At 70.3% G+C, this 11,535-nt stretch carries 9 protein-coding genes, 1 tRNA gene and 1 riboswitch; of the genes, 6 read left to right on the forward strand and 4 right to left on the reverse strand.

Features of this window, described 5'->3' with window-relative positions:
* Together M1R94_RS09655 and M1R94_RS09660 are read right to left on the reverse strand one after the other, a co-directional pair.
* The gene (locus M1R94_RS09655) at positions 1 to 489 is read right to left on the reverse strand and encodes a MarR family winged helix-turn-helix transcriptional regulator (RefSeq protein WP_249381482.1); all 489 of its coding nucleotides are present in this window, start codon (positions 487 to 489) and stop codon (positions 1 to 3) included.
* Positions 486 to 1,097 carry a TetR/AcrR family transcriptional regulator gene (locus M1R94_RS09660; RefSeq protein ID WP_249381538.1) on the reverse strand — a complete coding sequence of 204 codons (612 nt, stop codon included), beginning with the start codon at positions 1,095 to 1,097 and terminating at the stop codon, positions 486 to 488. The genes M1R94_RS09655 and M1R94_RS09660 overlap by 4 nt, the downstream gene beginning before the upstream one ends.
* Positions 1,098 to 1,248: 151 nt before the next feature.
* On the opposite strand from M1R94_RS09660, the gene M1R94_RS09665 reads away from it, so the two are divergent.
* The 6 genes from M1R94_RS09665 (at position 1,249) to M1R94_RS09690 (ending at position 7,322) form a co-directional block, all read left to right on the forward strand.
* Positions 1,249 to 1,320: transfer RNA gene (locus M1R94_RS09665), tRNA-Gln, on the forward strand.
* Between the two features lie 175 nt (positions 1,321 to 1,495).
* Positions 1,496 to 3,091: a bifunctional UDP-N-acetylglucosamine diphosphorylase/glucosamine-1-phosphate N-acetyltransferase GlmU gene (glmU, locus tag M1R94_RS09670; RefSeq protein WP_249381483.1), complete on the forward strand. Its 1,596-nt coding sequence runs from the start codon at positions 1,496 to 1,498 to the stop codon at positions 3,089 to 3,091.
* Positions 3,092 to 3,096: 5 nt separating this feature from the next.
* On the forward strand, positions 3,097 to 4,080 hold the full coding sequence (locus M1R94_RS09675; RefSeq protein WP_249381484.1) for a ribose-phosphate diphosphokinase: 984 nt from the start codon (positions 3,097 to 3,099) through the stop codon (positions 4,078 to 4,080).
* 284 nt (positions 4,081 to 4,364) lie between these two features.
* The gene (locus M1R94_RS09680; protein ID WP_249381485.1) at positions 4,365 to 4,988 is read left to right on the forward strand and encodes a 50S ribosomal protein L25/general stress protein Ctc; all 624 of its coding nucleotides are present in this window, start codon (positions 4,365 to 4,367) and stop codon (positions 4,986 to 4,988) included.
* An 88-nt stretch (positions 4,989 to 5,076) separates the two neighbouring features.
* Complete coding sequence (gene pth / locus M1R94_RS09685; RefSeq protein ID WP_249381486.1) at positions 5,077 to 5,673, forward strand: aminoacyl-tRNA hydrolase; 597 nt, start codon at positions 5,077 to 5,079, stop codon at positions 5,671 to 5,673.
* Between the two features lie 122 nt (positions 5,674 to 5,795).
* Entirely contained in the window at positions 5,796 to 7,322 is a 1,527-nt protein-coding gene (locus M1R94_RS09690; protein WP_249381487.1) for a sugar transferase, read from the forward strand.
* 65 nt (positions 7,323 to 7,387) lie between these two features.
* Here the strand turns inward: M1R94_RS09690 and M1R94_RS09695 are convergent, their stop codons facing one another.
* Positions 7,388 to 9,061: a DUF4214 domain-containing protein gene (locus M1R94_RS09695; protein ID WP_249381488.1), complete on the reverse strand. Its 1,674-nt coding sequence runs from the start codon at positions 9,059 to 9,061 to the stop codon at positions 7,388 to 7,390.
* Positions 9,062 to 9,074: 13 nt separating this feature from the next.
* Positions 9,075 to 9,150, reverse strand: a riboswitch (cyclic di-GMP riboswitch).
* Between the two features lie 555 nt (positions 9,151 to 9,705).
* Positions 9,706 to 11,139, reverse strand: coding sequence for a right-handed parallel beta-helix repeat-containing protein (locus M1R94_RS09700; RefSeq protein WP_249381489.1), 1,434 nt, complete (start codon positions 11,137 to 11,139; stop codon positions 9,706 to 9,708).
* Between the last annotated feature and the right edge of the window lie 396 nt (positions 11,140 to 11,535).

The following is an 11,535-nucleotide window of genomic DNA, read 5'->3' on the forward strand; positions in this document are numbered from 1 at the left end:
TCAGGCGTCGAGCGGCGAGACCACGGACCGGAGCAGGTCGGCGAGCTGCTGCTGCTCGTCCGCGCTCAGCCCGGCCAGGAGCCGGCGCTCGACCGCGAGCAGGTCGGACATCGCGCCGTCGACGCGGGAGCGTCCGTCGTCGGTCAGGCGGACCAGCACCCCTCGGCGGTCGGCAGGGGCAGGCCGGCGTTCGACCAGCCGCCGGCTCGCGAGACGGTCGATGCGGTTGGTCATGGTGCCGCTGGTGACCAGCGTCTGCGCCACGAGGGTGCCGGGGGAGAGCTGGTAGGGCTCGCCGGCCCGCCGCAGGGCTGACAGCACGTCGAACTCCCACAGCTCGAGCTCGTGCCGGGCGAAGGCCCCGCGTCGGGCGAGGTCGAGGTGCCGGGCGAGGCGGCTCACCCGCGACAGGACGGCGAGCGGCGAGACGTCCAGGTCGGGCCGCTCGCGCCGCCAGGCGTCGATGATCCGGTCGACCTCGTCCGTCACGGTGTCCGCTCGCTCGAGGCGCCGAGCGCGGGCTGGCGCTGGAGACCGGACAGGCCGTTCCAGGCCAGGTTGACCAGGTGGGCCGCGACGTCCTCCTTCTCGGGGCTGCGCGAGTCGAGCCAGTGCTGGCCGGTCAGCGCGACCATCCCGACCAGCATCTGGGCGTAGATCGGTGCCGTCCGCGGGTCCAGACCGCGTTTGGTGAACTGGGCGCCGAGCAGGTGCTCGACCTGTGCCGCCACGTCGCCGATCAGGCTCGAGAAGGTGCCGGTCGCCTGCGCGACGGGCGAGTCCCGGACCAGGATGCGGAAGCCGTCGGTCGAGGTCTCGATGTAGTCGAGCAGGGCCAGGGCTGTGCGCTCGAGGAGCTCCTGCGGGTGCCCCCCGGCGAGCAGGGCCTGGGTCAGGGTGCCGGTGAGCGCCTGGATCTCACGGTCGACGACGACGGCGTACATGCCTTCCTTGCCACCGAAGTGCTCGTAGACCACCGGCTTGGAGACCTGCGCCCGGGAGGCGATCTCCTCGACGCTGGTTCCCTCGAAGCCCTTCTCGGCGAAGAGCTGCCGGCTGACGTCGAGCAGCTGCTCACGACGCTGGGTGCCGGTCATCCGGGCCCGCGGGGGGCGTTTCGTCGGGGAGGCCACCGGTCCATCATGCCGTGCACGCCTGGCAGACTGGGCCACCGGTCCGGACGTGTCCGTCCTGCGCCTCCCGGCGGGCCGCCGGGGGCGGCACGGGACGTACCGCGCACCGAACCGGTCCGCCCTGGTGTAACGGCAGCACGCCGGCCTTTGGAGCCGTGCAGTCCAGGTTCGAATCCTGGGGGCGGAGCGCGGGTCCGGGCGCTGTGACCGAGGGTGGTCGACGGCCCGGGGCAGCCCTCGCTGGCACCGACGGGGCGCCGCGCACCGGTAGAGTTGCCGAGCGACAGACCCACCGCACCCACCGGTCACAGCTCCTCACCGAGAGCCGCGCACGGGGGTGCAGATCCGAGAGGGAGTCCTCCGTGACCACCCCCCGCCCCGCAGCCGTCGTCGTCCTCGCAGCGGGCGAGGGCACCCGGATGCGATCCACCACTCCCAAGGTCCTGCACGAGCTCGCCGGTCGGTCGATGCTCGGGCACGCGATCACGGCCGCCCGTTCGCTCGACCCGCAGCGTGTGGTCGTCGTGGTCCGGCACGAGCGGGACCGGGTGGCCGCCCATGCGGTCGAGGTCGACCCGCAGGTCCTGGTCGCCGACCAGGACGAGGTCCCGGGCACGGGGCGCGCGGTGCAGTGCGGGCTGAGTGTGCTGGACGCCACCGCGCACGCCGACCTGGTGAGGGACGGCGTCCCCGAGACCCACAGCGACTCGGTCGCGGTCGAGGGGCCCCTGGTCGTGCTCGCCGGTGACATCCCTCTGCTCGACGGCCAGGTCCTGGCACGGCTGCTCGAGACGCACGTCGCCGACGGCAACGCCGTGACGGTGCTGACCACGCAGGTGGCCGACGCCACCGGCTACGGCCGGGTGCTGCGGGACGAGGACGGCGCGGTGCTCGGCGTCGTCGAGCACAAGGACGCCGACGCCGAGCAACTCGCGATCACCGAGATCAACTCCTCGGTCTACGTGTTCGACGCCGCGGTGCTGCGTCGGGCGCTGGGGCGCCTCGGCCAGGACAACGCCCAGGGTGAGGTGTACCTGACCGACGTGCTCGCGATCGCGCGGGGCGACGGCGGGTCGGTACGAGCGCTCCAGGTCGACGACCCGATGCTCGTCGAGGGGGTCAACGACCGCTCGCAGCTCGCGGTGCTGCGGGCAGAGCTCAACCGTCGTCTGCTCGAGGAGTGGATGCTCTCGGGGGTCACCGTGGTGGACCCGGCGACCACCTGGGTCGACGTCGACGTCGAGCTCGAGCCGGACGTGACGCTGCTGCCCGGAACCCAGCTGCACGGCCGGACGCGGGTCGCGAGCGGCGCGGTGGTGGGCCCGGACACCACGCTGACCGATGTCGTGGTGGGTGCGCATGCGCAGGTGGTCCGCAGCCATGCGACGGGTTCCGTCGTGGGCCCGGGGGCGGTGGTCGGACCGTTCTCGTACCTGAGGCCCGGGACGACGCTGGGTGCGGACGGGAAGATCGGTGCCTTCGTCGAGACGAAGAACGCGGAGATCGGCGCCCACTCCAAGGTGCCGCACCTGTCGTACGTGGGCGACGCGACGATCGGTGAGCACACCAACATCGGCGCGGCGACGATCTTCGTCAACTACGACGGGGTGACCAAGCACCGCTCGACCATCGGCTCGCACGTGCGGATCGGCTCGGACAACGCGCTGGTCGCTCCGGTGACGATCGGCGACGGTGCGTACACCGGTGCCGGTTCGGTGATCCGCCGTGACGTCGGTGCCGGAGCCCTGGGCATCAACACCGCGCCGCAGCGGACGATCGATCGGTGGGTGCTCAGACGCCGGCCCGGCTCGCCGTCGGCCGAGGCCGCCGCGGCTGCACTGGGCATCGACGGGGACGACACCGACGACCTCTCACCTCAGGCCCGCGCCGAGATCGCCCGGCACCAGGCGGGGTCGGCTGCCGACCACGACTCCTCGTCCACCACCGAAGGGCACTGACAACGATGAGCGGGATCACCTCGGCCGACGGCGGCAAGCGCCTGGTCCTCGTCTCCGGCCGGGCGCACCCTCAGCTCGCGGAGGACGTCTCCCGCGCCCTGGGCAGCGAGCTGGTGCCCACCACGGCGTACGACTTCGCCAACGGAGAGATCTACGTCCGGTTCGGGGAGAGCGTGCGGGGGGCCGACGCGTTCGTCCTGCAGAGCCACACCGCGCCGATCAACCAGTGGATCATGGAGCAGCTGATCATGGTGGATGCGCTCAAGCGTGCTTCTGCCAAGACGATCACCGTGGTCCAGCCCTTCTACGGCTACTCGCGCCAGGACAAGAAGCACAAGGGGCGTGAGCCGATCTCGGCGCGCCTCATGGCCGACCTGTTCAAGACCGCGGGCGCCGACCGGCTGATGAGCGTGGACCTGCACGCGGCTCAGTCCCAGGGCTTCTTCGACGGGCCGGTGGACCACCTGTGGGCCATGCCGCTGCTCGTGGACTACGTCCGCAGCCGGGTCGACCTGACGAACGTGGCGGTGGTCTCGCCCGACGCCGGTCGGATCCGTGTGGCCGAGCAGTGGGCGGCGAAGCTCGGTGGCTGCCCGCTGGCGTTCATCCACAAGACCCGTGACATCAACGCCCCCAACAAGTCGGTGGCCAACCGGGTGGTCGGCGAGGTCGAGGGGCGCACCTGCATCCTGACCGACGACATCATCGACACCGGCGGGACCATCGCCGAGGCGGTGCGGGTGCTGCTCGGGGCGGGGGCCAAGGACGTCATCGTCGCAGCGACCCACGGGGTGCTGTCCGACCCGGCCGCGTACCGGCTCACCGAGTGCGGCGCGCGCGAGGTCATCGTGACCGACACCCTGCCGATCCCCGAGGAGCGGCAGTTCGACAAGCTCACGATCCTGTCGATCGCCCCGCTGATCGCCCGGGCGATCCGGGAGGTCTTCGACGACGGCTCGGTGACGTCCCTCTTCGACGGCGCCGTCTGAGGCGCGAGCCGTCCGGTCCGGGCGCGTCGCACCGGGCGACGGTGCCCGTACCGAGCCGGTTTCGTGGTGCCCCTCGGGCCGGGTAGAGTGAGCAAGTTGCCTCGGCGAGGGATGTCGGACGGCCGTACGGAGACACTCCGTCGGCTCGACTCCGTGATTGACGCGGCGGTCGTGCCTGCGCGTCCGTCCTGTGTCCCGCGCTGAGGCCACCGCCCCGCACCTGCCGTGCGTGCTGCGTCGCGCAGCGCACGACCACTTCGTCCGAACAAGCCCAGGAGTCCCACGTGTCCGAGGTCAAGCTCGCCGCCGCCACCCGTACCGAGTTCGGCAAGGGTGCGGCACGTCGCATCCGCCGCGCCAACCAGATCCCCGCAGTGCTCTACGGGCACGGCGGAGAGCCCGTGCACATCACCCTGCCCGGCCACGAGACGATGCTCGCGCTCAAGCACTCCAACGCGCTCTTCTCGATCGACATCGACGGCACCAGCCAGCTCGCGATCGCCAAGGACGTCCAGCGCGACCCGGTCAAGCAGGTCATCGAGCACGTCGACCTGCTCATCGTCATCAAGGGCGAGAAGGTCACCGTCGAGGTCAACGTCCACGTCACCGGCGAGTCGGCTCCTGGCACGATCCACGTGGTCGAGTCCCAGACCGTCCAGCTCGAGGCCGAGGCCACGCACCTGCCCGAGTCGATCGACGTGTCGGTCGAGGGTCTCGAGGCGGGCGAGGCGGTCCGTGGCTCCGACCTGGTCCTGCCCGAGGGCGCCGTCTACCTGGGCGATGCTGCTGACGTCATCGTGATGGTCTCGCAGCCGCGTGCCTCTGCCGAGGACGACGCAGCCGTCGAGGAGCTCGCCGCCTCGCAGTCCGCGGCCTCCGCCGCCGCCGACGTCGCAGCGGGTCTCTGACCTGAGGCTCATCGATCTGGTACGAACGCTGCGACGCCCGGTCCCGCTGGGGCCGGGCGTCGCGCGCGTCGGGGAGGGTGCGCAGGAGATGACCACACCGTGGCTCGTGGTGGGCCTGGGCAACCCCGGACCCGCCTACGCGGGCAACCGCCACAACGTCGGGCACATGGTCATCGACGAGCTCGCCCGCCGCAGCGGGGCGCGGTTCACCTCCCACCGCAGCCGTGCTCAGGTCGCCGACGTCCGTCTCGGGGTGCTGCCGGGCGGGGCTCCCGGCCCGCGGGTCGTCCTGGCCAGGCCGACGACCTTCATGAACGTCTCAGGCGGGCCCGTCGCAGGGCTGAGCCAGTACCTCCAGGTCCCGGTCGACCATGTGCTGGTGGTCCACGACGAGCTCGACATCCCCTTCGCCGAGGTCCGCCTCAAGGCCGGGGGAGGCGAGGGTGGCCACAACGGCCTGCGCAGTGTCAGCTCGTCGCTGGGCACCCGTGACTACCTCCGGGTCCGCGTCGGCGTGGGTCGCCCCCCCGGGCGCACCGACCCGGCGGACCACGTCCTGAAGGACTTCACCTCGACCGAGCGCAAGGACCTGCCCTGGCTGGTCGACGCGGCGGCGGACGCCGTGGAGATGGTCGTGGTCCAGGGGCTGCTCGCAGCGCAGCAGCGGTTCCACGCACCAGGCTGAGCCCCCCGGGGCGGCCGGGCACCGGCGATCCATGGACCAAGCGGGTGAAATCCGACACTTTGGACAACCGGGACAGAACATCAGGTATAGCCTCGGGATCCGGATGGAACCGGGGGTGGGGCATGACACTGGCGGCTGAGCGCGGTCTCGAGTGGGCCAACGACGACGACCGGCGTGCCCGTGCCGTGGAGCCGCGGCGATCGTGGGCGTCCGCGCAGCCCTTCGTGCCGCGCAGCACGCCGTTCAACGACCAGGCCGCCCGAGCCGGCCACTGGGCGAAGGTCGCCCTGGGTTACCAGCGTCGCGTGGTGGTCGTCGACGCCTTGGCCACCGTCGCCGTCGGAGCGGGTCTCGCCTGGACGAGCCTGGGGCGCGGTGTCGAGGCGCTGGGCACCGTGCTGCTCGCCTCGGTGGGCTTCGTGGTCCTGGTCGCCGTCGCGCGGGGCTACGAGACCAAGACGCTCGGCGACGGACCCGCCGAGTTCCAGGCGATCATCCGCGCGGGCGTGATGTCCGCGGCGGTGCTGATGACGTTGAGCTACGCGTTCCAGACCGAGATCTCGCGGACCGTGGTCTTCCTCGGGACGCCCGCCGTGGTGCTGCTGGCAAGCCTGGGTCGCTACACGCACCGCAGGTTCCTGCACCGGGAGCGTTCGCACGGTCAGGCGATGATGAGCACGCTGGTGGTGGGTGACTACCACGCGGTGGCACGGGTGGTCGGCGACCTCGCAGCGGCGCCCTACCACGGCTACCAGGTCTCGGGCGTGTGCCTGAGCAGCATCGATGAGCCCTCACCGTTCCCGGACGTCCCGGTGGTCGGCGCACTGGCCGACATCCCGCAGGTCGTGGCCGACCGTGCGGTCGACGTCGTCGTGGTGGCGGGGACGAGCATCAGCGGCGAGGGCCTGCGTCGGCTCACCTGGGCGCTCGACCGCGCCGGGGCACAGCTGATCGTCGCCCCCGACATCGTGGAGGTGACCAGCCCCCGCCTCACCCTTCGCCCGACGGCAGGGCTGTCCCTGCTGGCTGTGGAGGTCGGATCGCCTCGCCGGCGCATGATCGCCAAGGCCGCGCTCGACCGCACCGCAGGCCTGGTCCTGCTGCTGATGGCCGCGCCGGTCATCGCCGGAGCGGCACTGGCCGTCCGGCTCACGTCCCCAGGCTCGCCGTTCTACCCGCAGACGCGTGTGGGGGTCGACGGTGCGACCTTCACCATGTGGAAGATCCGCAGCATGTACGTCGACGCCGCCGCTCGGAAGGCCGAGCTCGCCGACCTCAACGAGGCCGACGGGGCGTTGTTCAAGATGCGTGCCGACCCTCGCGTCACCCCGGTCGGTCGGGTGCTGCGCCGGTTCTCGCTCGACGAGCTGCCGCAGCTCGCCAACGTCGTCAAGGGCGACATGTCGCTCGTCGGCCCGCGGCCGCCCCTCGCCGAGGAGGTCGCCGTCTACGAGGATGCCGTCCACCGTCGGCTACGGGTCAAGCCGGGTCTCACGGGGCTCTGGCAGGTGTCCGGTCGGTCCGACCTCAGCTGGGAGGAGTCGGTCCGCCTCGACCTGCGCTACGTCGACAACTGGTCGGTCGCGATGGACCTGGAGATCCTGTGGAAGACGGCACGGGCCGTGCTGCGGGGCTCGGGGGCCTACTGACCGACGCAGGAGTGCGGGACCCCGAGCGTTGTGGGATCCCGCACTCCTGCGATCGACGGACGGGGTCAGCCTCGCTTGCGGACCACGGCCACACCGTCGGTGTAGACGTTCTTCGACGAGTCGAACGTGAAGGCCTCGGGCGCGATGATCGCGCAGTCCTTGTGCTTGGTGGCGCGGCCGAAGGTGTTCCCGGTGATCGCGAGGTTGGCGGGACTGGTGCCCTTCGCGCCGATGTTGATCGAGCATGCGCCGTTGTCGATCCAGTTGCCGGTGATGCGGACGTTGGAGACGGCTCCGGCGTCCTGGGTGAGCATGATGGCGGCGTTCTTGGATCCGTTGATCGTGTTGCCGGTGAAGGTGAGGTTGCTGCCCGCCTGGATCTGGATGTTGTCGTCGTGGCTGGGGCCACCGTTCCAGTTGGGGTCTGAGGTGAAGTGAGCGTTGTCGTGCAGCCAGGAGTTCTCGATGGTGACGTTGTTGCCGCGGATGTGCACGGAGTCGATGACGTTGTGGATGTTGACGCGGCGGGCGGTGATGTTCATGCCGCGCAAGCCGTCGATGTTGGGGTGGGCGGTGAAGGGGGCGAGCTCGCTGTCCTCGATGAGGACGTTGTGGCTGGCCGAGCCGACCGCGACCAGACCCCGGCCGAAGGTGGTGGGGCCTCCGCGCACGATGGAGTTCTTGATGGTGACGTTGGCCGCCTTGACCTGGACGAACCCGCGGATGTCCAGGCCGTTGATGACGGTTCCTGGCGTGGTGATCGTCAGGTCACCGTTGTGGACCCTGAGTGAGGTGCCTGCCGGGACCCCGGTGTTGGTGGGACCAGGCTTGGCCGCACCCGGCGCCGGAGCGGGTGCGGGTGCAGGTGCAGGTGCGGGTGCAGGTGCCGGCAGCGGGGCTGACGGCTTCACGGCCGAGGCGGTTGCGCGACCGTAGTACTCGTCACTCGCGATGATCCCGCCGATGACGGCCTCGACCCGGGATCCTGTCTGGATCGCTCGTACCCAGTTCGTCCGCCCGGTCGGGTCGATACCACGGCCGAGCAGCGACTCGTAGTGACTGTTGATGACGGTGGCGAGGTGCTCGGACGAGAGGAGGAAGCCCAGCGCGACGTTGTAGCGACTGGCACCACCGTTCAGCTGGTTGGTCCAGTGCGCGACTTCTTGGCTGCTGGCCGATCGACCCAGTACGTCGCGGTAGAGCTTGGCCACCCAGCGGGAGGGCTGCTTGTCGACCCTCAGGTAGTACTCGTCCGAGGCGACGAAGCCTGACTCCATCTGCTGGATCGTCAACCCTCGACTCATCGCATCGAGCCAGTCCTGAAGGCCCTTGGCGTCCGGGGCTCGGCCGAGGTACTTCCGGTAAGACGCGGTGATCAGGTTGCTGCGGTACTCGGCACTGTACGTGATCGCGTTGGCGACGCTGACCCGCGGAGATCCGGCGCGCAGGTGCTGCGTCCAGGTAGACAGACCGCCAGCGTCAGGAGACCGCTTGAAGAGGTGCTGGTAGACGCTCGCGACGTAGAGCGTGGTGGCGTCGGTGGACGAGGTCACCACGCGGGTGGCGGTCGCGGGCCCGGTCTGTGCGTGGGCCGCCGGGACGGCGAGCACACCCAGCAGGAGAGCGCTCAGCCCTGCAGCGGCCAGTCGACGCCCGGCCAGAGTGGGGGTCCGGCGAGCGGTGGGGGGTGTTGCGGTGAGAGGGGCGCTGCGCGCGACCCGGAATTCTGTCTGTGTCACTTCTGCTCCGTGATTCGGTAGCTTGGCTGACCCTGTGGGGTCCCATAGCTTTGCGTCCCCGCCTCTCGACGGGTTTGCCTTTGTCGTCAACGTCCTCGTGTCGATATCGGCATGAGGATGCTCTGGCATGAGCCCGGATTCTCCCGAACTTGGCGGGGATGTCCGTTCGCTGCTCCACTCGGGAGCGGCTGGTGACTCGGGCCCCTACGGGGGCAGCCAGAACACTAGGTGCTTGCGAACCGAGAAATCCAGGCCTGTGCCGAACGTCACAAGGACTATTCGGACAGTCCAGACATAGCGCATCGAGGTTCACCCGAACGCGGCTTGTCGGAGGTCCTGCACACCGATAAAGAGTCCGCCCGGAGGAGATCTGGCGCGCGCGCGGGGGCCGTATCGACCTGACCCGAGAGGCGAGGCTGCGCGACACCGTGCGGGTCAGTGCTGTGATCGTGCTGTGAGTCCCTCGGCGCCTCCACCTCCCTTCGGGCGAGCGTGGTCAGTGCGCATGGCCGCCGGCCATGAGCAGCCGCGCGGCTGGTGTGCACGGAGCCGTGATGCCCGACGAGGGACGCAGAGGGTCGCGGGAACGGCGAGGTGACGAGTGGCAGCACGCCAGGCCGCGGCAGCGATCAGGACGCGCTGGGTCAGCCCGTCCTGACGGACACCACGGCGCCGTCGTCGAACCTGTTTCCCCCGACGTCGAACGTGAACGCCCTGGGTGCCACGATCGCGCATCCTGCGTGGCGGGTGTTGCGGCCGAAGGTGTTGTCGGTGATCGCGAGATTGCGGGGAGCGTCGGATGCTGCCTTGATGTTGATCGAGCATGCGCCGTTGTCGATCCAGTTGCCGGTGATGCGGACGTTGGAGACGGCTCCGGCGTCCTGGGTGAGCATGATGGCGGCGTTCTTGGATCCGTTGATCGTGTTGCCGGTGAAGGTGAGGTTGCTGCCCGCCTGGATCTGGATGTTGTCGTCGTGGCTGGGGCCACCGTTCCAGTTGGGGTCTGAGGTGAAGTGAGCGTTGTCGTGCAGCCAGGAGTTCTCGATGGTGACGTTGTTGCCGCGGATGTGCACGGAGTCGATGACGTTGTGGATGTTGACGCGGCGGGCGGTGATGTTCATGCCGCGCAAGCCGTCGATGTTGGGGTGGGCGGTCAGGGGGGCGAGCTCGCTGTCCTCGATCAGGACGCTGTGGTGGGGTGAGCCGACCGCGACCAGACCCCGGCCGTGGGTGGTGGGGCCTCCGCGCACGATGGAGTTCTTGATGGTGACGTTGGAGGCGTTGACCTGGACGAACCCGCGGATGTCGAGACCGTCGATGACGGTGTCGGGGGTGGTGATGGTCAGGTCGCCGTCGTGGCGGGTGAGATGAGTGCCGGTCGGCACGCCGGTGTTGCCGGGTCCGGGCTGACCAGCCGGAGCCGGAGCCGGAGCCGGAGCCGGGGCTGGAGCAGGAGCCGGTGTGGGAGAGGGCTCCGGAGCGGGGGCCTCGGCCGCAGGCGTGTCCGTGATCGGCGCTGGAGCGGGCTCCGTGGGAGCGGGGTCAGGCTCGGCCTTCTCGATGTCCGCTGGGGGAGCCCAGGAGGGTGCGACGTCCGAGGGCGGAGAGGTGGCTGCCTCGGGCCTGGCGTCCGCCTCGACACCGTCGGAGGTCCGCGCCACGAAGTACCCGGTGACCCGGGGATGGATCCGGACGCTCGCCTCGGTGTTGAACAAGGTGATGTCACCGCCGTCACGGAGAGGCACGGCCACCGTCGCCAGGGCCCGGGTCTGCGCCCTGACATCCAGGACGGGCTCCTCGTCGCAGGTCGCGGTGGTCTCGGGCGTCGGGCAGGCGTAGACGGCGGTGTCGCGCCATGCTCCGTGTCCGGCGAGGCGGACGGAGACGGCGATAGCGCCGGCCGGCGGCTCGCCCACGGACAGGACCGCCGACTCCCGCGGTGCGATGGTGCGTGAAGCGACGGCGACGGCAGGGATGCTCGTGAAGACGCCGCCGTCGGCGTCACCGAGGCCGTGGACATGGAAGCCTGCCACGTCCAGGTTGGCCTGCACGTCGCCGGACAGGCTCTGGACGTGCACGGCATCTCCGCGAGCACCACCGAGAGGGACCGAGAAGGAGGCCGGGGCGAACCCGGCGCCCGAGAGGTCCACTCGCGCGCAGGTACCCGGTGCGGCTGCGCCGGCTGGACACACCTCGAGAGATGCGGGGGATGGCCCCAGGGGTGTCACCGTGAGTGACGCGGTGCTCGCGCCGCCGGGAACGTCGGCGAGCCTGATCGTGCGGCCGGTTCCGCTGCCAAGACTCAGGGGTGTCGTAGGGGGAGGAGATGCGAGATCGACGCGGACCGTGTCCGTCGGGACCGGTGGCTGGACCATGGTGCGGGCACCGAGCTCGCTGACACCAGGAGCCGCGAGCGTCACCTCCCTGGGAGTGGCCGCTGCGAGATCGGCCGGGGCGGTGGCACCGCCCGTGAG

It is taken from the genome of Actinotalea alkalitolerans, assembly GCF_023369855.1.
Taxonomy (GTDB): Bacteria; Actinomycetota; Actinomycetes; order Actinomycetales; family Cellulomonadaceae; genus Actinotalea.